We start from the raw sequence: 21712 nt of genomic DNA on the forward strand, positions 1-21712 counted from the left end.
ACCTCCGATAATGATCTATGCGCTTGCACCGAATAGATTGTTTGTTTTGCTTAATTAATTAAAATTTCCGAAAAGTATTAAAAAGAAATCTTTACGAAAATGCATAATGAGCTTAGAATTATATATTATTATATAATAACCCAATGTGCCAGTTCCCTTTTCTGATTATGAGGAGTGAAAATATGTTTTTGCATGATGTACTTGACAATACTGTCAAGAAAGTAAAATCCCAGACAGCCAATCTTCTGACACTGGTCAATCTTTCTTTAGGCGGATTCGCAATCATTTTTGCCATTAACGGCAACCTGAATTTAAGCCTTTTACTGATTTTCATTGCTGCCCTGGCTGACCGTTTTGACGGCATGGTCGCAAGAAAGCTCAATATCGAATCTGAACTTGGAAAACAGCTGGATTCCATGAGTGATATTATATCATTCGGGGTCGCGCCTGCACTATTAATCTATCAGGGAATTTTATCTGATTTTGGTGCTCCCGGAGCCTTCTTCATCGTTTTCTATATAGGCTGCGGCGCCTTCCGCCTGGCACGATTCAATATCACCGAGAATACCGGGTATTTCACAGGATTGCCGATTACAGCAGCAGGAGTGCTGGCAACACTGAGCTTCCTGGCCATCCCCCTTCTCCCACCGCAGACATACCTGTTCACTATGATGACCCTCAGCCTGCTGATGGTCAGTCCTTTCAAGCTTAAAAAAGTATAAAAACCCAGCCTGACAACGGCTGGGTTTTTGTATGTTTTTTTATAGATTTAGACGCAATTCCCCTAAAAAAGGCTATTTCAATTGCCAGTTTGGAAATCTGCTCTGGTAACAAAATTACTCCTCAATCAGAGCCATGAACTCCTCGACATCCTCCACACACATACGGACTGCTTTTTCCCAGAAATCCTTTTTCGTGAGATCGACGTTCAGGTGTTTTTGTGCCAGATCCTCGACCGTCATGGAAGCGGAGTCCTTCAACAGAGCAATATATTTTTCTTCATATCCCTTTCCTTCTTCTTGGGCCATCGCATAAATGCCAAGGGAGAATAAGTAACCGAATGTATACGGGAAGTTATAAAACGGTACTCCAGTAATAAAGAAGTGCAGCTTTGAAGCCCAGAATAATGGGTGATACTGATCCAGCGCATCGCCGTATGCTTCTGTCTGTGCATTTTCCATCAGCTCACCCAGTCTTTCTGCAGTGACAACTCCTTGCTTGCGTTCTTCATAGAATTTTGTCTCAAACAGGAACCTCGAATGAATATTCATCAAAAGTGCAACAGAACGCTGTATTTTATCTTCCAACAGACTGAGTTTCTCTTCTTTTGTTTTTGCGTTTTTGACAGATGCATCAGAAACAATCATTTCAGCAAAAGTAGAGGCAGTTTCGGCAACGTTCATCGCATAATTACGATTAAGCAAGTGTAAATCTCTCATCGCATATGTGTGGAATCCATGTCCAAGCTCATGTGCAAGTGTAGAAACATTGGATGGTGTTCCTGAGTAAGTCATGAAAATCCGGGATTGGCTGCTCTCAGGGAAGAAGGTATGGAATCCGCCTGGAGCCTTTCCAGGGCGATCCTCTGCCTCAATCCAATTGTTTTCAAATGCCATCTTCGCAAAGTCTGCCTTCTCCTTGCCAAATTGCTCAAAATTCTCGATGATAAAATCTGCGCCTTCCTGATAGGACATTTTTGACTCGGTACCGCCAATCGGCGCATCTAAATCGAACCAGCTCAGCTTTTCAAGCCCAAGTAGCTTTGCTTTCCGATTCAGGAATTGAACAAATGGCTCCTTATTGTCAGAAATGACCTCCCACATGGCATCAAGTGTTTCTTTTTTCATCCGGTTAATATCAAGCGGCTCTTTCAATACATCTTCCCAGCCGCGGAGTTTATAGACATTCAAACGAAAGCCTGCAAGATGGTTAAGAGTTTTTGCAAAGGTGTCCTCATTCTCTCCCCAGGCTTTTTCCCATTGAGCAAAAATCTCCTTACGGACAGAGCGGTCAGCATCAGAGAGCTTATTGGCTGCCTGGCCGACAGACAAACTTTCCTCTTTATAATTGATTTTCGTATTTCCAACAAGAAGGTCATACATCTGGCCCCAGCTATGGTATCCGTCTACACTCAAGGCATTGATTGCGGATTCTTCTTTTTCGGAAAGTTTTTCCGCAGCACGCTCGCGTCGCTCTGTCAATACAAAACGCAGCTCTTGCAGCAATCCTTCCTGGACAAGCTCCTCCCAAACACCTTCTGAAAAGCTGGATAGCTTCTGGTCAAAGATCGTCAGCGCTGTTTGCAATGAAGCACTTAGTTCTGTGACTGCCGATTTTAATTGTCCGGCTTTTTTATCAGAAGTATTCTGAGCATGCAAACAGCTTACAAAAGCCCCGGCCTGCCTTACCTTCCTGGCTGCTCCATCAAACATTTCAACAAGACTCGCCAGCCTTTCTCCCTCGCTTTTCTGGTCGGCTGGCTGCCAGCTCTCAACTTCCCTCTTAAAACTTGCAATATCTTTCCCTGCAGACTTAAGGTGCTCAGCGAATGCGGGTGAATCACTTCCCCCTTCAAAAAACACGTCTAAGTCCCAAACTTCAGAATATGTATTGGACATTGATTGGTTCCCCCTTTTTTTCTATTATATTATTATAAAGTTATTTTTCTAAAATTTCTATTTTTTCAAATGTTTTTCTGGATATGATTCTTCAGGATGATGCAGAACCCTTGTGAACCTGATTAATAATTAAATTATTCGCAAGGGAAATAATATGCAAGAAACAAAAAAATAAAGGTTTACCCCTGATTACAGGATAAACCTTTCTGCCTTCTATCCGTAGAAGTACCACCAGCCGCCAAAAATCAGGACTATGACCAGCAGGATGATGAACAGTGCAAACCATACACCACTTCCGCCGTAATATCCCGGATAACCCCCATAAGGTGCACCGTATGGTGGATAGTAACCGTAAGGCATACTTTCACACTCCTTTTCTGTATCCTATTATTACTTTATGGGATTCTGTCCATTTTGGTTTGGGCTTTTGGCGAACCTTTTTAAAAATGTTTTGTAAAACTCGATATATGTGCACAGTTTTTCCAAACTTTTAGGGTAGGATTAACTTAACAATTATATTTTCAAGGAGTTTTTTTATGGCTACGATTTTGTTGGTAGACGATGAAACGCGAATGCTTGATTTGCTGGCACTGTATTTGACACCATTAGGATATAAATGCATTAAAAAAACTTCAGGCAGTGAAGCCATCAGCTTTCTCGAGGACGACAACGCTGATCTCGTTTTACTTGATGTCATGATGCCTGAGATGGATGGCTGGGAGACATGCAATGAAATTCGCAAGCATTGGGATATCCCTGTCATCATGCTTACTGCCAGGAGTGAAAAGCCTGACATTGTCCGAGGCTTGAAAATTGGAGCTGATGATTATATCACCAAACCATTCGATGAAGGGGAATTAGTTGCTAGAATTGAGGCAGTGCTGCGGAGGCAAACTGCCCAAAGTCCCCTTCTTTCTTTCAATGGTTTAAAACTTAATATAGATTCCTATGATGTACAGTTCAACGGAACTTTGATTCCGCTAACCCCAAAGGAATTTGCCCTGCTCAGTCTTTTCCTGCAAAACGTCAACAAGGTCTTTACAAGAGAACACCTAATTACCACAATATGGGGATATGGTGTTGATACAGAAGACCGTACGATTGATTCACATGTCAGGAACCTTAGAGATAAACTTCGAAAATCTGGTTTTGCCGCGGACAATCATTTGTCTACCGTTTGGGGTGTAGGGTATAAGTGGACTGATTGATTAAATTTTTGCTATAAATGGTTTCATTCATAATCCTTTGGATAAAGAGAGATAATAGTGACGTTAACTTTTAGACAGGAGGAATATGGAATGGAAACATTATACGATCGTCTGGGCGGACAGGATTCCATTTCAAAAGTAGTGGATGTATTTTACGAAAAGGTACTGGCTGATGAAACAGTCAACAAGTTTTTTAAGGAAACGGACATGGAAAAACAGCGCCGGCACCAATCCTTGTTCATAAGCTGGGCATTAGGCGGTCCTAACCAATATTCCGGAAGAAGCATGGAGCTTGCTCATAAAGGCATGAATCTTAATGATGAGCATTTTGGAGCTATCGCCAATCATCTTGCAGCAAGCCTGAGGGAATTCGATGTATCGGAAGAAGACATCAATCAAGTTCTGGAGAAACTGACAGGCATGAAGAACGATATTCTTTATAAATAATGAAGAAAAGGAGAGGGAAATCCCCTTCTCCTTTTTTTATTTATTCAATTGTTTAGGCAGGTTTTGCAGGAAGGAAATCATCAAGGTCATGCCTTCCCTGGTTTCTTTCTGTGTTACTGCCTTCATCAGCTGCATGGACGACAACGGCTCTTTATCCTTTGTTTGCTCTTGAGCATCATGGAACGCGGTGAGCATTCCGTCTACCAGGTCAATAGCACCAAGCTGGACGAAGGAGTCTGCAAGTTCTACACCTTTGATTGCCTTCTCGGCCATCTCCGTCACCATCGGGCCGGTCATGGCACCCTTCATGGCAGCTGCCATATCCGCAAGCTGCATCAAGGATTTCAACACACCTGTTTCTTCCATGCGTTTTACTTCCATTAAAGTACGCTCAAGATTCTCAGCCACCTCAGGAAGGGCCTTTAATAGGGAAAGTGTTTCAGGCTGAAGCAGATCATCGGCCATCTCGACCATCTTGACTCCTGTTTCGGCTATAGTCGAGACCATTTCACCGGTTACCGCGTTCATGGCTGCATCGGTAAAACTGACGAGTTTATGTTGAGCATTTAGTTGAGCTTGAGGTGTTTCTGTAGCCATCTCAACCACCCCTTCTATAAAATCCCTTTGGCATTTAACCAGTAAAGCTCATTGTATACTGCTTTGAACCAGTGCAGCAGGTCAGATGTTTCTGCTGGCTGCGGCGGGTTGTTGTAATCAAATGTAATCATGCTGGCATCTTCAAGGCTGTTTTCAAGGAAGCAAGCTACCTTGCCATTGTACACAGCAGTTTCCGGACGTCCTGTCAGTCTGCTGATGATGTTGGCAACAAGCGATTCAGACTGATAGTGCGCTGTTGAGCCGGCTTTGCTGATTGGAAGATTCGTAGCATCACCAATTACATATACATCGTCCTGGCCAATCATCTTTAATGTTGAACGGTTTGTCGGAATGAATCCTGATTCATCTCCGATGCCGGAATCAATCACAGCTTTAGCGCCTGTATGGGCTGGAATAGTAATAAGCATGTCATATTCATGTTCTGAACCATCCATCGTGATGGCCACTTTGCGCTTTGGATCCACTTCTTCAAGATTGAAGAATGTCTCGTATTTGATATCGCGCTTTTCGAATTGAGGAAGTCCCCATTCTGCAACTGGAACCAATGAATGGATACGGCCGATAGGATAAGCGTATTTGATTTCGATGTCCTTGCGGCGGCCATTCTTGCGGTAATAGTCATCCAGCATCAATGCCAGCTCAAGAGGTGCAGCAGGACATTTATGCGGCACATCGATTGTGATCAGAATTTTTCCTTTTTCCATCGCTGCAAGATCATCGCGCAGGCGTTCTGCACCATCAAGGGTATAGAAATTGTGCGCTCCTTCTCTTAAGCCAGGCACACTGTCAAGGTCAGGATGTGATCCAGTTGCGATGACAAGGTAGTCATACTGGTACTGCTTCTTGCCTTTGACCGTCTTCTTCTCGACATCTATTTTTTCTACATCATCGTATACAAGGTTCACATGGCGATGAACGAGTGACTCCTGTTTTCTAATGAAGTGCTCAGATGGCTTTTCATTGAAAGCGATGAATAAGTATCCTGGCTGGTAGATATGCTTTTCTGTATTGGAAATCAAAGTGACTTCGACTTCACGCTTCTTGATTTCTTCCCCAAGCTGGCGGGCTAGTCTGTTTGCGACCATTGTACCTGCGCTGCCGGCACCAAGAATAACAATTTTCTTTGTCATTTGGTCCACACCTCTTTACTGGATTCTTTGATGAAGGCTGTTATCTGAACAACAGCGATCACAACGATTACTTAACCTTTTTAACTGCGATTTTGAATTCATCGCCATCATTTTCAAGGTAGGCAATTTCGTGCCCCATTTTATTTACCCACTCAGGGATATCGACTGCTGAACCTTTATCAGTTGAAAGAACTTCTACAACATCGCCAACTTGTGCTGTCTTGATTCCTTTTACCAATTCCATTAACGGACCTGGGCAATATGCTCCTCTTGCATCGATTGATTTAGTTACTTGTACTTCACTCATGATTTTTTCCTCCTATATAGTTAACTTTTATGTTAAAATTAGAAAAGATTTTTTATTTTTGCATGAAGGGGAAAAGGTTGAAAGGCCTGCACGCCGTACCACTTTTTCCTGCTTCTGCAGCTTACATTGTAATAACTGTTGCTCCTTGAGTCATTCCAAGGAATTTTGTAACCCCGATTACTCCATCGAATACATCAATCATATCTTCTTCTTGCCAATCCATGATGTCCATCGCCAATGCGCAGCCGTAAATATTAAGTTCTCCCATGTCCTTTCCTTCTTGTAAAAGTGAATCAAATAATGGGATCTTTTTAGACAGCATTTCCTTTCCGATTGTACCAGTGATGAAATCAGTAGTTTCAAAGCTGTCTTTGCGGAAAGATTTCAAAGCGTTCATTGTGACAAAAACATTCACAGTCATGCCTGACATTGATGCAACTGATCCGACCAATGCACCAGCATGCAGCTTCTCAAGATCTTCTGATAATAAAATAACGGCTAAAGATGGAGCTTGTTGTTCCATAATTTATTTCCTCCTAATAAATTCGAATGATTTACCTTACACCTGAATTATACCTATACCCCTATGTCTATGTCTGTTTCTTTTATGTGAACGTTCTTAGTCTAAAAAGTGACAAAACAAGGTGGTCATAGAATTATCTCTTGCTTCTTCAGAATATTATTCTGGCTTAAATTTCCAAAATAAAATATTTATGCGGACAGACACAATCGTCCCCCTTCAGACATAGGAATTTATTATAGGCGAAAGCCTAAAAAAGCGGGGGTGGAAACATGTCGGGCATACTAACAGCACTCGGGTACTTAGTTAAAGAAGTGATCCTTCTTGTTTCGTATGTTAAAAACAATGCATTTCCTCAACCGTTATCTGCAGCTGATGAGCGAAAGTACTTAAGGTTGATGGCTAATGGCGATCCACACGCAAGAAATATGCTGATTGAGCACAACCTGAGGCTTGTCGCACATATCGTGAAAAAATTCGAAAACACCGGCGAGGATTCGGAGGATTTGATTTCTATCGGAACAATCGGCCTGATCAAGGCTATAGAAAGCTATTCGGAAGGCAAAGGCACAAAACTGGCAACATATGCCGCCAGATGCATAGAAAATGAAATCCTCATGCATTTAAGAGCATTGAAGAAAACCAAGAAGGATGTATCTTTGCACGATCCAATCGGACAGGACAAAGAAGGAAATGAAATTTCGCTGATCGATGTCCTGAAGTCAGAATCCGAAGATGTCATTGATACCATCCAGCTCAATATGGAGCTTGAAAAAGTAAAAGAATATATCGATGTCCTCGATGAGCGTGAAAAAGAGGTCATTGTTGGCCGATTTGGCCTTGACTTAAAAAAGGAAAAAACACAGCGTGAAATTGCGAAAGAACTCGGCATCTCAAGAAGCTATGTTTCCAGGATCGAGAAGAGGGCATTGATGAAGATGTTCCATGAATTTTATCGTGCCGAAAAAGAAAAGAAGAAGAATAAAGGGAAGTAACGCACGCAAACCCGGGCCTACGCTCCGGGTTTGCGTTTTTTTTTACAAAAAAAAGGTATCAACCAATATTGATTGATACCTTTTTAATACTCTATTCCACGCTTACTTCTGCAGCAACTACGAGACCGACAGCGCCGCAGATTACCAATCCCATGACAATCAAGAACATGCCTATCACCCCTTCAGCATTCATCCGTGTTTACACCAAATTTACCATATAATGACGGTGCTAAAAGGAAGAGGTTGTGAACATTTTGTTAACGATGGGATTTCTTTTTCCTGAATATTAGTGTTAACAACAATACATGCAGTGACATACAGATTACCTCCCGACTCCGTCGTTAGGTGGTGTCCTTCTCCACCCATAAGCTAGCCAGTCTTCTTTGAATTAGATAAATCATTTTCATTCCACCTTTCTTTAGTTGATTATTCAAATGAATTAAAACGGGCGCAGCATTGTTTGACGAGTTTTATTGTCTTCCACCATTTTTTCTACCATTTCGTTATGGCGAATTTCTTCTAAAGACATTTGGCGTTTATTAATTGTAATTGTAAAGAACAAGATATTTAAGGTCATGATGAGTTCACCTCCTTTTTATTTCCACCCCAAAAAGCCGCAAGAATTCCTCCCCTGCGGCTAAAATGGGCACAAAAAAGCCACAGGGCACGATTCTCCCTGCGGCCATGGATGTATAAGTGTCAAAAAACAGCTTAAATAATCCCGTCCGATCCGGTCGAATGTGTATTGCGATATGAAGTTTGTGCATTATTCCAGTATCCATTCATGATCATTTCACTCGACCTCCTTTTGAATTATTTAACCACATTGGTAAGTATATCCACTTTACTTTAATTTGTAAACCTTTTTTTGGCCGATTTTTCCAAAAAAGTATTCGTCAAAAACCAACAAAAAAAAAAAAAACGCCCCCTAAGGACGTTTTTATTTCTTCATCAATAATTCCTGGCCTTCTTCTGATTCAATCAGCTCGTTGCGGTATTTTTTCGCAAAAGAAAAGAATACGATAGAACCAGCAAGAAATACAACGGACGCACCAGTAGCAATATATATATCTGTCATCACTTTCGTTTCAGACGGAAGGATCGTTCCAAGATAAAAGAAAACTCCCACAGCAAGCAGGACTGTCGCAAACTGTTTAAAATCAACCATTTTCTCATAGAGTTGCTTAGCCTTCATTAATATCACCTGCATTTTAATAGACTTAACCACAACCCTACTGTAACATCTTTTAAACATATTTTATGTATGTAATATTTGGAAAATAGGTGGTTAGGATCTTATGTGTGGTGATTTAAGGTTTTGTTAATCTATTCGAATGCACTAGAGCTGCTGCTTCGAACAAAACTGGCTGCTCCAGCTGTGTTTTTGTCCGAACCTGCGCCTAATCTGCTGTTTCTTCCTCCAGACCAGTTACTACTTTCAACCTTATATTCCAATAAAATAAATAGCGTGGAATAAATTCCACGCTAAAAAAAGTTTCCCCCTACACATTAATTAAAACTTCCAGTTCTTCACCATCTGATTGACGATCTCAAATGAATTCTTGGAAGCGAGCTTCGTGAATTCCAGGAAGTTCACGTCTGCTGAGCCATCTGCCTGGTCAGACATTGAACGGATAATCACGAATGGGATGCTATTCATGCTGCAGACCTGTCCCACGGCTGCGCCTTCCATTTCTGTACAATACCCATTAAGCTCCTCATATAGAAACTTTACTTTTTCACGGTCGGCGATAAATTGGTCGCCTGACAGAATCCTGCCGCTAATAATTTTCTTATCCTCAACAATTTCTTTGCTTGCTGAAATCGCCAAATCCACCAATCGCTCGTCGGCTTTAAATACAGAGACTTCCGTATAAGGGATTTCCCCTAGTTTGAAACCGAGTGCACGTACATCCATATCATGCTGCACACAATCAGTGGAGATGACAATATCTCCAATTCTCAGGTCAGGGTTCACAGCACCCGCGACACCTGTGAAGACAACCTGGGATGCGGAGAATTCATCAATCAGGATTTGAGTACATACACTCGCATTCACTTTTCCTACACCAGATTTACAAAGCACAACGTCATACCCATTGAAGGTGCCGACATAGAAAGTAATACCCGCTTTCTTTTTTACATCATAATCCTTCATGGCGTCGAGAATATGCTGTATTTCTTCATCCATTGCCCCAATAATACCGATTCTGCTCATTATTTGTGTCCTCCAATTTATAATAATCTAACTTCCGGTTAATTCTCTCCTGGCTTCAGGCGACTGATTTCGTCCGACCCCATAAGCCGATTTACTAACTATGTAAAAATATTTTATGACAGGAGTTTCGACATTCGATTTGCCTCATAAAGCACTTTTTCTTCATCTATCGTTGTAAACTGTCCGTCGGCAAGGATTTGTTTTCCCTGTACATAGACATCCTTCACATCACGTCCAGATCCAGAATAAACAAGGTGGGAAACTGGATTATGCTTAGGATAAAAGAAAGACTGATTGGAATTTACGACAATAAAATCTGCGTCTTTTCCTGCTTCAAGAGATCCAATCCGATCATCCAGCCAGAGGGATTCTGCTCCATGGATCGTAGCCATCCTCAAAGCTTCCTGAGCGGTAATGATTGTCGCATCCTGGCCGAATCCTTTATGGATCGTCGCCGCAGCTTTGAGCTCTTCAAACAAGTCGAGATTATTGTTGGAAGCTGCACTGTCTGTCCCAAGGCTGACGGTCACTCCCTTTGCGAGCATTTTGCCAACCGGGGCAATGCCGCTTCCCAATTTAAGGTTACTGATGACATTATGTGATACTTTTACATCTTTTTCCGCGAGGATTTGAATATCTTCGTCATTCACATGCACCGCATGGGCAACAAGCGAAGGCCGCTCAAAGAATCCCAGCTTTTCCAGGTGGCGTACCGGTGTAGCGCCGTATTCCTCGATATTCTTCTCAACTTCAAATTTCGTTTCGGACATATGAGTATGCAGCGGAACATTCAGCTCAGCCGATTTATCAATGATCTGGGCGATATATTCTGGTGAGCAGGTATACGGAGAATGCGGTGACAGCATCGTCGTAATCCTTCCATTGGCGCCGTTATTCCAGCTCCTCGCAAAATCTGCCGCTTCCTTAAGCTTGCTCTGTCGAAGTTCCTCCGAACCAAAGCCTATCACACCCCGGGTCAGTACTCCACGGATGCCAGCTTCCTCAACAGCCATTGCGATTTCATCCATATTGTCATACATATCAACAAAAGTCGTTGTACCCGTTCGGATCATTTCAAGGATGGAAAGCTTTGCACCCCATCTTGCATGCTCAGGAGTATATTTGGCTTCAAGCGGCCAAATTTTATCTTCCAGCCATGTCTGCAAAGGCAAATCATCTCCATAGCCTCTCAGCAGTGACATCGGTGTGTGTCCATGGGTATTGACCAGCCCAGGGAGCAGGATGTTCCCTTTTAAATCTACTTTTTCTTCATAAGAGGTAAAATCATCAGGTGTAATGCCCACATAGATGATTTTCTCCCCTTCAATGCCAATAGCCCCATTCTCGATCACTTCATGATCTGTGTTACTTGTAACAATCGTTCCATTATAAAATATCTTTCTTGTCATATTGATCTCTCCTATGTAAGAACACTTACTTACTAGAATCTGGTGCTAGTGCTTAAAATATGCCTGCCGTTTTAATTTATCAAAATAAGTATCATTTTTATAGAGAATTTGCTATTTTATTTTGTGTAGATACTGTTGAATGCAAAAGGAGAACGATTCTATGGATTTTCAATTTGAACTAATAGAAGACAAAGTTGAATTTTTTGAAGCGGTCGATTTGAAAACACTTGAACAAAAAATCAATAAGCAAATCGAAATCAATAAAGCGATCATGCTGTCCGTCCATCATGTGTCCCATCAGATGCATCTAGACGATAAAGGTAGGCTGTTTTATTCTGCGGTTGTCCACTTCAAGGCAAAAAAATAAAGGGGCGCTGCTTTCAAGCCCCCTTCCAACTTTACGATTGTTTTTGATCATTTTGAATCAGTTCTTCGACTTTTACCGGCTTCCAGCCTTCGCCGTCCACCCACTCAATCCAAACCCTGAATGTCTGGTCACTGCCCTTCTCAGAGATTGTTCCAACCGCTGTATTAGGCGCACCGCCATTTCCATTAAACCATACTGTCATGTTATCTTTATCGATTCCTGTAGCATATGAATAGGCCAGAATCATTTCCTGCCAATCTACCGCATTCTGGTCAAATACGGTAGTATGTTCGCCGGATTGGGTCGTACCAACCGGTTTCCACTCAGGATTCTCGATCGTTTGTTTCACATTGGCATCACTGCCGCCTTCTGTCACGATTGGATCGGACAATTCTTCTTCCTCAGCAGATTCCTCGTCTGCTTCTTCTTCTGACTCTGATTCATCTGCTTCCTTTTTACCGGATTCCTGGCTATCTTCTTTTTTGCCAGCATCCTTGCTGTCCTCTTTTTTATCCCGAGAGGCTGCGTCCTGATCCTTCTCAGCCACTACACCGTTTTGGTCGGCTGCCCCTTCATCATTGCTGAAGAAAATGTTAAATGAGACAATTCCAATTAACAAAATGACGACAACAATCAAGCTATTTAAAATAAGGTTCGTTTTTCTGCGCTTAGCCCTTATTCGTGAACGTGTCCCCTCATTTAGGTTATCATAATCATCGTGCTTCAAGATCTTTCCCTCCCTTATAAGGTTGTCAACATTCTACCATGACTGGGGGCAAACTTGAAGGATTTTATATTCATCTAATGATGGCTCAATTGTTTTCAGGACCATCAACATGGTTATATGCATAGACCTCTTTTACTATATCTGCAAAAAGGGGATTCACCCCGCCTTCATCTTCAAAAACCCCTAAATTGACGGTTACAAGCGCATACTTTGGGTTTTCATAGGGGAAATATCCGGCGAACCACTTATTGTGCAGCTGCTTGTCGCCTTCTTTGTATATCCCTGTTTCCGCTGTACCTGACTTTCCTGCCACAGCATATGGCAAGTCCCTGAACCACCTCCCCGTACCTTGCTCATTCACAACAACCTCCCGTAAAAGCTTTTGCAGTTTCATAGCGGTGAATGGAGATATTTTGTCTCCTTCAAGCTTCTGTTTAGGGAATTCAGTCATTTTAGCACCATTTTGATACTGGATGGACAAAACAGCCCTGACCATGTCTTTTTCTCCGCCCCTGGCTATTGTAGCCATCATGTTCGCAACAGCGAGGGGAGACACCCTTACTTCATGCTGGCCTATCCCCGATAAAGCTGCAAAATTTTTATCCTTCCGCGCTTCATCCGATAAAAAGACCCTTCCCTTTTCCTCGTCCTGAAGCTGGCTGAAATCTTCCAGATGGAAAATATCCCCCTTCCATCCTGTACCGCCAGTGATTGACAGCTTCTCAGCGTATTTTTCGAGCAGATTGGGGTCCTGCTCCTGAAGCTCCCTGGCCACTTCTCCAAAAGCCCTGTTGCAGCTTACTGCAAAGCTATCAGTGAAATTGAGCATTCCATAGTCATATTTTAAATCTGGTGAACCGCTGATTGACTTGCTGCAATCAAATTTCCTGGCAGGATCATCAAGCCCCTGATCGATCGCTGCCGCCGCGACAACCGTTTTAAAGACGGAACCGGGTATATGCTGCTTGACCATCATATTTTCAATTCCTTCATCATCGAAGGGTTTTGCCTGATTTATGACAGGCCTCGACACCATTGCCAGTATACTGTTTGTTTCAATATCGAGAAGCACCACACCGCCTCTGTTGATGTTGTGCTGATCAACTTTATCCTCTAAGAGCAATTGCAGGTCTTTATCTATCGAAGTCTGGAGGTTGATTGGATAAAAAGGATTTGCGGGGTCTATGTATTTAACATTAATCCCGAATAATGGCGCTCCTTCTCCGTCAACATGATAAACCAGCTTTGATTTCCCTTCGGCAACAAGGAACTCGTCAAAGCTTTTTTCCAATCCGGAGAGACCAATCAAAGTTCTTGGGAAGAAATCTTTCTCTCCATACCTTGATTTCAGAAGTGCTTCATTCTCGCCTATGATACCCAAAAGCTGCGCAGCTGGCACTTTCTCCATTGGATACTTACGCTCAACTGCAAACACTCCCGGGATTTCCATCTCATTAATGATTTCCATCTGACTCTTTGTCAAAATCTTCGGATCCGGGTCGCCAAAAGCAAATGGTTCCTTAGACTTTTCCACTGCTTTTTTCAAAGAGTATTGAGATATACCTAAAGTACTCGCGACCTTATCTGCTTCCCAGTCCATCTTCTTTAAAAATGGAAACAGGACAAGTACGGACGAAGTTTCATAGGATAAAGGGTCTCCTGAGCGGTCCAGGAAGTTACCTCGGCCGTTATCTACGACCATTTCCTGGGACCTTTGCTTGACGCTTGCCTCTATAAGATTTATTTCATGCCTTGAAAAGGATTCTGTTTCAAATAATTGCAGCTGGGCCAGCCTTAACATCAGCAGACCAAAGGCAGCTATACAAATGGAGATCCACGCCACCATTCTTTTTTTACGCATAAAAAACACCTCGTCAAAAGTGTTGACGAGGTGTGGTTGTTTCAAACCTATCGTATTTACTTTATTGTCGTGATGCGAACGTTCATTTCACCGCCAGGAGTCTGGACAGTCACTTCGTCGCCTACTTTTTTGCCCATCAGGCTTTTCGCAATCGGAGAATCATTCGAGATTTTCCCCTCAAACGGGTCAGCTTCAGCGCTTCCTACTATTGTATATGATTCTTCATCTCCATCAGGCAGCTCGACGAAAGTCACTGTACGGCCAAGGCTGACTGCATCTGTGCTCACTTCATCTTCCTGGATGATCTTTGCATTGCGGATCATATTTTCAAGAGTCGTGATACGTCCTTCTACAAAGGCTTGTTCCTCTTTTGCAGAATCGTACTCAGAGTTCTCTGAAAGGTCGCCAAAGCTGCGGGCGATCTTGATTCTTTCAACAACTTCTTTTCGTTTGACAGTTTTTAATTGTTCCAATTCTTGTTCCAGCTTTTCTTTTCCTGCCTGTGTCATAGGAAACACTTTTTCTGTAGCCAAAATACTTCACTCCTTCTAGTCTTCACAAATCCCCAATAAAATAGATTGTGTAATATTATATTATGTATCCTGAAAAATATACAGGAGCGCGTCCTTGGGCAGGGCGCGCGAATTAAATAGAGCCATTTCAGGCCATTTATTTCTCATTGGACAAAAGGAAGCACTTTATTCAAGTACTTCCATGTCCACATTATCTATGCTATTGTGTCACAAAAATGATTTTTGTTCAAGAATTGTTTGAATTTTTGTTACCATCAGGTCGATCGCAACATGGTTGTGGCCGCCTTCCGGTATGATCACATCTGCGTATCGCTTGGTCGGCTCGATGAACTGGTTATGCATCGGCCTGACTACATTCACATACTGTTCGATGACCGAGTCCATTGAACGGCCGCGCTCCTTGATGTCACGAAGCAGCCTGCGGATAATGCGCAGATCAGCATCTGTATCAACATAGAGCTTGATATCCATCAGGTCGCGCAATCTCTCGTCCTCAAGGATCAGGATCCCTTCAAGGATGATAACATCCTTAGGTTCAACATGGACAACTTCGCTTGACCGGGTATGGACAGCATAATCATAAACTGGCTTCTCAATTGCCTCATGGCGGAGCAGCTTTTGGATATGCTGAATCAACAGATCATTGTCAAATGCCAGCGGATGGTCATAATTTGTCTTTAGACGCTCTTCCATCGGCAAATGGCTTTGGTCTTTGTAATAGTAGTCTTGCTCAATCATCAGGATTGATTGACTCTTAAAGCTATCATATATTGCTTTTGTAACGCTTGTCTTTCCTGAGCCGGAGCCGCCGGCTACACCAATTACAACAGGTTTGCGGTCCATTGATTTACTTCTCCTTCCGCATCATGTTATTTGGGTAGACAGGCTTGTCCATCTTGAACTTAACGATTTGCAGCGGGTGGCGGGCAACATCCAGTTCATTGCCATCTTCATCCCAAATCTTCTCGACAACATGAGTGAAGTTCTCGATTTCCGGTCCAAAGAATTCAACCTCGTCGCCAGGCTTGAAGTAGTTCCTTTGTTGAAGTGTCACCATTTGTGTTTCAGCATCGTAATCAAGCACAAGGCCGGCAAAATCGAATGTTGTCTTTTTGCTATGGTTTCCAAACATTTGCTCTTTATACCCTGGAACTCCTTCAAAGAAGGCTGTTGCTGTCTCACGGTTAGCACATTTGTCCAATTCCTCAAGCCATTCCTGCTTGATGACGAAGTTCTCGGGATCCGCGCAATATGCATCAATCACTTTGCGGTATACGCTGACTACCGTTGCGATATAGTGGATCGACTTCATGCGGCCTTCGATTTTAAGGCTGTCGATACCAAGTTCGATCATGCGTGGAATGGATTCAATCAACTTAAGATCCTTAGGGCTCATCGCAAATGGAGAGTCACCATCTGCAAACAATGGGTTTTCTTCATTTCCTTCAAGTGTATACAAATCATAATCCCAGCGGCAAGACTGGCAGCAGCCGCCGCGGTTCGAGTCACGTGCTGTCATGTGGTTGCTCAAGGTACAACGGCCTGAGTAAGCGATACACATTGCACCGTGGATGAAGGTTTCGATTTCGATATCTACTTTTTCCTTCATTTCCTTGATTTCATCAGCACTAGTTTCACGCGCAAGAACAACACGCTCTAGACCTTCTTCTTTCCAGAACTGGACAGCCTTCCAGTTTGAAAGGGATTGCTGTGTGCTCAGGTGGACCTCGATTTCAGGAGCGACCCTGCGGCATGTTTCGATGATTAACGGATCAGCAACGATGATGCCGTGCACGCCGGCTCCCTTTAAGCCTAAAAGGTAGTCTTCAAGACCATCGATGTTTTCGTTATGTGCAAAGATGTTTGTTGTCACATAGATTTTCGCTCCATATTTCTTGGCGAACTCTACGCCTTCCTTCATTTCCTCAAAAGTAAAGTTATCTGCATTCGAACGCAAACCATATTCCTGTCCGCCAATAAAGACGGCATCTGCACCATAATGGACGGCAATCTTCAATTTTTCAAGATTTCCGGCTGGCGCAAGCAGTTCTGGTTTTTTGACAATCACGCGTTTTCCGTCAACAATCTGTGAGATTTTATCTGCTACTGCTGTCATCACGCAACCTCCTTATATTTCCTTCTGTTAATAAACCGTCTCTTTGAAAAAGAATCCTGTATCCAGCGGTCGGTTCGGCGGCTGCAAGGCTTCCGCCTCTTCAAGCAACCCATCTTTTTCTTCATCATATTGATCTGGATCCTCAACAGCCAAATCAATGGCTTTACGGTAAAGCTTCGTGACTTCAAGAATATATTCAGGGCTCTTCAGGATGCCGTCAATTTTAAAAGAATCAATACCAGCTTCCACAAGCTCCGTTAGTTCATCAATGATGCAAATATCATTAGGACTCATGATATGAGTGCCATTTTCATCTTCGAAAATAGGATATTTATTCTCACGCTCTTTATCGTGAAGGAACATATTGCGTTCTTGTTTGCGGTTCTCCACTTCAAGCGCTTTGCCTTGATATTCAAAGTAATGTCCGAGCAATGGTCGTTTAGACTGGAACATGTTCATCATTCCGTGAACCTGCACCTCAATTTCAACCTCGGCATTTTCCTTGATTTCAACAATAGCGTCCATATTGATTTCCCTTGCAAGAACAGCGCGTTTTGCACCCTTCCTGCCCCAGTAGTTGCAAGTATACCAGTTCGTACCTGTTGTCTCCGTGCTCCAATGGAGCTTCATTTCAGGGGTATATTCCTTTGCAGCCATAAGTACTGCCGGGTCGCCAAAAGTGACTCCGTCCGCATTGACATCTTTTAGGAATGTAAGGTAATCACCAAGCAAGTCGATTTTTTCATTGTGGAACAAAGCGTTCATGGCGATATACACTTTCTTGCCCTTTGAGTGTGCCAGTTCAATTGCCTGCTTTACGTCTTCACGGTTAAACTCGCCAGCTAAACGCAGGCCAAATTTCTGTTCACCAATCAAGAAAGCATCTGCTCCTGCTTCTGCCAGTGGAATAATATCCTCCACACTCTTTGGAGTTACCAATAATTCAGGTTTATTCATTCCGTTCACCTCTTCTTACTAATCGCAATACCATCGCCAATCGGCAGGATGACCGTATCATACTCCTGATTGGCAGCAAGCCAGCGATTGAATTCGTCTATTTTTTTTACCAGGCTGCGAAGTCTTCTGCTATCTGCTTCCTGATTATATACAAGTCCTTTAAAAAGGACGTTATCCGTAATGATCATTCCTCCCGGGTTTAAATACCTGGAGTACATTTCGAAAAAGCGCTTATACTGCCCCTTAGCCGCATCAATAAAAATGGCATCAAACGGAGCATGGCCGGCAACTTCCTCTTCCAGTTCAAGCGCATCACCACTGATCTGGATGATCTGCTGCTGCCTGTCTGCCCTTTCAATGTAATCAACAGCAAGCTTAAACCGTTCCTCATCACGTTCCAGAGTGACGACCTTTGTTTGCGGCAGGGCGAATGCCATCCTTAGTGCGGAATAGCCAATTGCCGTCCCTACCTCCAGGATCGCTTCCGGCTGCTGGATCCTCAAAAGCTGCAGCATAGTTTCAATACCTGCCGGCTCCATGATCGGGACACCATTTTGCTCTGCAAATTCCTCCATCTCTAAAAAGAGGCCATTCCGGGGCTGTATTAAAGAATCTATATAACTTTGCAGCTCTTGACTTAGCAAGCTGCTTCACCTCTATTCAAAGGCTATCTCTCAGCCAGAGTAGGTATATGAATGACTGTCCGAGCATGAAAAAAATAGCGTTCACAGGTTAAGAGGGAACACCTTCAGGCAAAGCTGCCATACAGGTTCATAAGCTAACAGCCACAACTCCTACTTCTGCAATACACGCTATCAAATGAATTTGAGCTCCTAGCGAGAGCCCACACTGAACAGTAATATTACTACAAAAAAACACTTGTATTATTTTATCACAATAAGAAGGGAAATGCTAACCTTTATGCATTTCCCTTTAATTTACTGCTATTTTTTATTTGTGATATGTTCATTTACTTTGCGATTGTGCTCTGCCAGTGTCTTGGAGAATAACACATCCCCTGTCGAAGTAGCAAGGAAATACATATGATCGGTATCAGCCGGAGCCAGAGCGGCTTCGATTGACATTACCCCAGGATTGGCGATCGGGCCCGGCGGCAATCCCTGTATTTTATAGGTATTATACGGATCATCGATTTCAAGGTCTTTGTAGAATACCCGATCTTTATGTTCTCCGTGCGCATACAAAACTGTTGGGTCTGTCTGCAGCATCATTCCGTCTTCAAGGCGATTATAGAACACGCTGGCGATTTTATCTCGATCTACTTTCTCAGTAGCTTCCTCTTCGATGAGCGAGGCCATCGTCATCAATTCATGTGTTGTCATTTCCCTTTCTTCCATCTGTCCGCTGAATTCACCTAGAACTTCTTTAGTCTTAGTCAGCATGACCGTAACAATCTCCTCGACCGTCGGCTTTTCAGAATAAAACGGATACGTTGCCGGGAACAGATAACCTTCAAGTGGATACTTGACATTTTCTTTTAGGATATCCTCTGTAAGTACATCTGGATATTTGCCCATCATTTTATTGATGAACTCTTTATCGTTCAGCTGATTGAAAATTTCTTCCTCGTCCTGCTGTGTCTTTTCGGCTATAATTCCAGCAATCTGCTTTAATTGCTTACCCTCAGGAATCGTTATTTTCATGACAACTTCCTGCATGACCTTTCCTGTTTTCAAGCTAGTGATGATTTCAGGAAGTGTCATGGATGGCTTCATTTTGTAATCGCCCGCCATAAAGCCAGCTTCGTTTTTAAACTTCACATAATATTTAAAGACCCTCGCATCCCTGATAATCCCGTTATCCTCGAGAATCTGACCGATCCCAGTTGTTGAGGAGCCTATTGGTATATTGACATCCACTATTTTCTTGCTGTTCTCATCCACTGGTTTCAGGGCTTCCTTGATATAATAATAGCCGCCCCCGCCAATTGCACCGATGAGCAGAATCGCCACGATTGAGGTGATGAAGACAATCTTCCTAACGATTCTCGCTTCCTTCTGCTGTTCAACCAGCTTTTCAGAAATCACTTGCTTTTTATCTGTTTTCGAATCTTTTATATTCTTCTCGTCTGACATAGTTCCCCCTCCAGTTAACAAAAACTTCCTTCCTGGATACTCTCTAATATCACATCTCGAACCATTATACTATATTTTCTATTTCTATTTGCAAATAATTACGAAAAAATACTGCAGACGACAAATTAACCTGAATTCCGACAGTGAACTCAGGCTTGTTTTTAATACTTGTATAACCGAATCATTAATTAGTAGTGCAGCTTCCTTTTTTTATTGGACACTTTTCACGGTTTGTCCTATTTGTTTGGCCGATAGGGCCCTTCTATCGGACACTTTCCATAGATTCACCCTTCCGTTTGGCCGATAGAGCCCATCTATCGGACACTTTTCACGGTTTCACCCTGCCGTTTGGTCGATAGAGCCCTTCTATCGGACACTTTCCACGGATTTTTCTCCCTGTTTGTCCGATAGGGCCCTTCTATCGGATACTTCCCTAAAATTCTTCACCCTGCTTGTACGATAGATATATCCGGAAAAAAATAAAAAGACCAGGCACAAATCGCCTGGTCCCGTTTAAACATATGTTTATTCTTCGTCTTGCTCAGCAAGGAATGTTTCTAGCATTTCTTCGATCATGTCCCATTCTGCGTCAGTTTCGATTGGCATTAATTCGCCATCTTCACTGTCTTCTGAAGGGTTGAATGCGGATGCGTGGATTTCGATTTCTTCGTCATCGTTGTCCTCTGCACCTACTGGATAATAAAGCACATATGACTTGCCGAATTCTTCTGAGTCAAATGTGAAAAGTACTTCGCATAATTGTTCATTGCCGTTTTCGTCTACTACTGTGATGTTGTTTTCGCCGTGGTCCATAATAGTCACCTCAATTTAATTTTGGCTGTTTAAATAGCCTTGTAAAATCATTACTGCAGCCATCTTATCAATGACCTTTTTCCTTTTTTTTCGGCTCATGTCTGCTTCGAGCAAAACACGCTCTGCAGCCACTGTCGTCAGACGCTCGTCCCAAAGGATGGCAGGGATGCCGAACCTTTCTTCCAATTCACGGGCATAGAATTGGCTCGCCTCTGCGCGAGGGCCGATTGTGCCATTCATGTTTTTAGGCAGCCCGACGACAACTTTGCCGACTTCATACTCTTTTATTATTTTACCAATTTCATCAAAACCAAACACATTTTCTTCTTCGTTGATTTTCAATGTTTCAAGCCCCTGAGCTGTCCATCCGAGTTCATCGCTCAGTGCAATGCCGACTGTTTTCGAGCCGACATCGAGTCCCATGATCCGCAATTTATTTCCCCTCTCGATGGTTCCTTAAATAGGATTTAACCAGTTCCTCGATAATTTCATCCCGCTCCAGCTTGCGGATGATGTTGCGGGCATCCCGATGGCGGGGAATATAGGCCGGGTCGCCGGAGAGCAAATAACCGACAATCTGATTGATCGGGTTATATCCCTTTTCCTGCAATGCTTCATACACCTGCAGCAGGACTTCATTGGCATCATGCTCAAAAGGCTCTTCGGGAAAATTAAATCTCATCGTCTTGTCAAACGAGCTCATCGAATGCACCTCACTTTTAAAAAATGGCCGGTAAAATTTTCTTCAAGATACCTTCATTCTACACTACTT

General features: G+C 42.8%; 26 protein-coding genes. 5 read left to right on the top strand and 21 right to left on the bottom strand.

The genetic code is table 11. The features are described 5' to 3' along the window. Positions 1–182: 182 nt before the first annotated feature. A complete protein-coding gene (pssA, locus tag FOF60_RS17585; protein WP_192470814.1) occupies positions 183–722 on the top strand; it encodes a CDP-diacylglycerol--serine O-phosphatidyltransferase in 540 nt (179 codons plus the stop codon). A 114-nt stretch (positions 723–836) separates the two neighbouring features. Here the strand turns inward: pssA and FOF60_RS17590 are convergent, their stop codons facing one another. Together FOF60_RS17590 and FOF60_RS17595 are read right to left on the bottom strand one after the other, a co-directional pair. Then, positions 837–2618: a M3 family oligoendopeptidase gene (locus FOF60_RS17590; protein WP_192470813.1), complete on the bottom strand. Its 1782-nt coding sequence runs from the start codon at positions 2616–2618 to the stop codon at positions 837–839. A gap of 213 nt (positions 2619–2831) precedes the next feature. Continuing rightward, positions 2832–2978, bottom strand: coding sequence for a hypothetical protein (locus FOF60_RS17595; RefSeq protein WP_170029993.1), 147 nt, complete (start codon positions 2976–2978; stop codon positions 2832–2834). A gap of 176 nt (positions 2979–3154) precedes the next feature. Between FOF60_RS17595 and FOF60_RS17600 the strand changes: the two genes are divergently transcribed. Next, on the top strand, positions 3155–3826 hold the full coding sequence (locus tag FOF60_RS17600) for a response regulator transcription factor (protein ID WP_192470812.1): 672 nt from the start codon (positions 3155–3157) through the stop codon (positions 3824–3826). A 90-nt stretch (positions 3827–3916) separates the two neighbouring features. Continuing rightward, positions 3917–4273 (top strand): group I truncated hemoglobin, encoded by a 357-nt coding sequence (locus FOF60_RS17605; protein ID WP_192470811.1) that lies wholly within the window; start codon positions 3917–3919, stop codon positions 4271–4273. 36 nt (positions 4274–4309) lie between these two features. Here FOF60_RS17605 and FOF60_RS17610 read toward each other — a convergent pair whose 3' ends face one another. The 4 genes from FOF60_RS17610 to FOF60_RS17625 all read right to left on the bottom strand — a co-directional run bounded on the left by FOF60_RS17610 (position 4310) and on the right by FOF60_RS17625 (position 6851). Continuing rightward, the gene (locus tag FOF60_RS17610; RefSeq protein WP_192470810.1) at positions 4310–4870 is read right to left on the bottom strand and encodes a helical membrane plugin domain-containing protein; all 561 of its coding nucleotides are present in this window, start codon (positions 4868–4870) and stop codon (positions 4310–4312) included. A gap of 14 nt (positions 4871–4884) precedes the next feature. Continuing rightward, positions 4885–6021: an NAD(P)/FAD-dependent oxidoreductase gene (locus FOF60_RS17615; protein ID WP_192470809.1), complete on the bottom strand. Its 1137-nt coding sequence runs from the start codon at positions 6019–6021 to the stop codon at positions 4885–4887. A 67-nt stretch (positions 6022–6088) separates the two neighbouring features. Continuing rightward, complete coding sequence (locus FOF60_RS17620) at positions 6089–6328, bottom strand: sulfurtransferase TusA family protein (RefSeq protein ID WP_192470808.1); 240 nt, start codon at positions 6326–6328, stop codon at positions 6089–6091. Positions 6329–6449: 121 nt separating this feature from the next. Beyond that, complete coding sequence (locus FOF60_RS17625) at positions 6450–6851, bottom strand: DsrE/DsrF/DrsH-like family protein (protein ID WP_192470807.1); 402 nt, start codon at positions 6849–6851, stop codon at positions 6450–6452. 269 nt (positions 6852–7120) lie between these two features. Here FOF60_RS17625 and sigK point away from each other — a divergent pair, with 269 nt between their 5' ends. Further along, on the top strand, positions 7121–7843 hold the full coding sequence (gene sigK, locus FOF60_RS17630) for an RNA polymerase sporulation sigma factor SigK (protein WP_192470806.1): 723 nt from the start codon (positions 7121–7123) through the stop codon (positions 7841–7843). 439 nt (positions 7844–8282) lie between these two features. Here the strand turns inward: sigK and FOF60_RS17635 are convergent, their stop codons facing one another. From FOF60_RS17635 to FOF60_RS17650, 4 genes are all read right to left on the bottom strand, one after another. After that, on the bottom strand, positions 8283–8420 hold the full coding sequence (locus tag FOF60_RS17635; RefSeq protein WP_102263671.1) for a YrzI family small protein: 138 nt from the start codon (positions 8418–8420) through the stop codon (positions 8283–8285). Between the two features lie 363 nt (positions 8421–8783). After that, on the bottom strand, positions 8784–9038 hold the full coding sequence (locus FOF60_RS17640; protein ID WP_225649949.1) for a YrhC family protein: 255 nt from the start codon (positions 9036–9038) through the stop codon (positions 8784–8786). Between the two features lie 318 nt (positions 9039–9356). Further along, the gene (locus tag FOF60_RS17645; RefSeq protein ID WP_192470805.1) at positions 9357–10061 is read right to left on the bottom strand and encodes a 5'-methylthioadenosine/adenosylhomocysteine nucleosidase; all 705 of its coding nucleotides are present in this window, start codon (positions 10059–10061) and stop codon (positions 9357–9359) included. Positions 10062–10174: 113 nt separating this feature from the next. Then, the gene (locus FOF60_RS17650) at positions 10175–11470 is read right to left on the bottom strand and encodes an amidohydrolase family protein (protein WP_192470804.1); all 1296 of its coding nucleotides are present in this window, start codon (positions 11468–11470) and stop codon (positions 10175–10177) included. A 160-nt stretch (positions 11471–11630) separates the two neighbouring features. Here FOF60_RS17650 and FOF60_RS17655 point away from each other — a divergent pair, with 160 nt between their 5' ends. Further along, the gene (locus tag FOF60_RS17655) at positions 11631–11837 is read left to right on the top strand and encodes a YrzA family protein (RefSeq protein ID WP_192470803.1); all 207 of its coding nucleotides are present in this window, start codon (positions 11631–11633) and stop codon (positions 11835–11837) included. A 31-nt stretch (positions 11838–11868) separates the two neighbouring features. Here the strand turns inward: FOF60_RS17655 and FOF60_RS17660 are convergent, their stop codons facing one another. The 11 genes from FOF60_RS17660 to FOF60_RS17710 all read right to left on the bottom strand — a co-directional run bounded on the left by FOF60_RS17660 (position 11869) and on the right by FOF60_RS17710 (position 21643). Continuing rightward, positions 11869–12564: a DUF1510 family protein gene (locus FOF60_RS17660; RefSeq protein WP_192470802.1), complete on the bottom strand. Its 696-nt coding sequence runs from the start codon at positions 12562–12564 to the stop codon at positions 11869–11871. Between the two features lie 85 nt (positions 12565–12649). Next, positions 12650–14425 carry a peptidoglycan D,D-transpeptidase FtsI family protein gene (locus tag FOF60_RS17665; protein ID WP_192470801.1) on the bottom strand — a complete coding sequence of 592 codons (1776 nt, stop codon included), beginning with the start codon at positions 14423–14425 and terminating at the stop codon, positions 12650–12652. A gap of 56 nt (positions 14426–14481) precedes the next feature. Beyond that, positions 14482–14958 carry a transcription elongation factor GreA gene (gene greA, locus FOF60_RS17670; protein ID WP_041967730.1) on the bottom strand — a complete coding sequence of 159 codons (477 nt, stop codon included), beginning with the start codon at positions 14956–14958 and terminating at the stop codon, positions 14482–14484. A 207-nt stretch (positions 14959–15165) separates the two neighbouring features. Further along, the gene (gene udk, locus FOF60_RS17675) at positions 15166–15801 is read right to left on the bottom strand and encodes a uridine kinase (RefSeq protein ID WP_192470800.1); all 636 of its coding nucleotides are present in this window, start codon (positions 15799–15801) and stop codon (positions 15166–15168) included. A 4-nt stretch (positions 15802–15805) separates the two neighbouring features. Continuing rightward, entirely contained in the window at positions 15806–17074 is a 1269-nt protein-coding gene (locus FOF60_RS17680; RefSeq protein ID WP_192470799.1) for a peptidase U32 family protein, read from the bottom strand. 27 nt (positions 17075–17101) lie between these two features. Next, the gene (locus FOF60_RS17685) at positions 17102–18031 is read right to left on the bottom strand and encodes a peptidase U32 family protein (RefSeq protein WP_192470798.1); all 930 of its coding nucleotides are present in this window, start codon (positions 18029–18031) and stop codon (positions 17102–17104) included. 5 nt (positions 18032–18036) lie between these two features. Then, on the bottom strand, positions 18037–18675 hold the full coding sequence (locus FOF60_RS17690) for an O-methyltransferase (protein WP_192470797.1): 639 nt from the start codon (positions 18673–18675) through the stop codon (positions 18037–18039). A 300-nt stretch (positions 18676–18975) separates the two neighbouring features. After that, a complete protein-coding gene (mltG, locus tag FOF60_RS17695; RefSeq protein WP_192470796.1) occupies positions 18976–20127 on the bottom strand; it encodes an endolytic transglycosylase MltG in 1152 nt (383 codons plus the stop codon). 525 nt (positions 20128–20652) lie between these two features. Next, on the bottom strand, positions 20653–20940 hold the full coding sequence (locus FOF60_RS17700) for a DUF1292 domain-containing protein (RefSeq protein WP_192470795.1): 288 nt from the start codon (positions 20938–20940) through the stop codon (positions 20653–20655). Positions 20941–20955: 15 nt separating this feature from the next. After that, positions 20956–21372, bottom strand: coding sequence for a Holliday junction resolvase RuvX (ruvX, locus tag FOF60_RS17705; protein ID WP_192470794.1), 417 nt, complete (start codon positions 21370–21372; stop codon positions 20956–20958). Between the two features lies 1 nt (position 21373). Beyond that, entirely contained in the window at positions 21374–21643 is a 270-nt protein-coding gene (locus FOF60_RS17710; protein ID WP_023627198.1) for an IreB family regulatory phosphoprotein, read from the bottom strand. Positions 21644–21712 lie beyond the last annotated feature (69 nt).

It is taken from the genome of Mesobacillus jeotgali (assembly GCF_014856545.2).
Taxonomy (GTDB): Bacteria; Bacillota; Bacilli; order Bacillales; family Cytobacillaceae; genus Mesobacillus.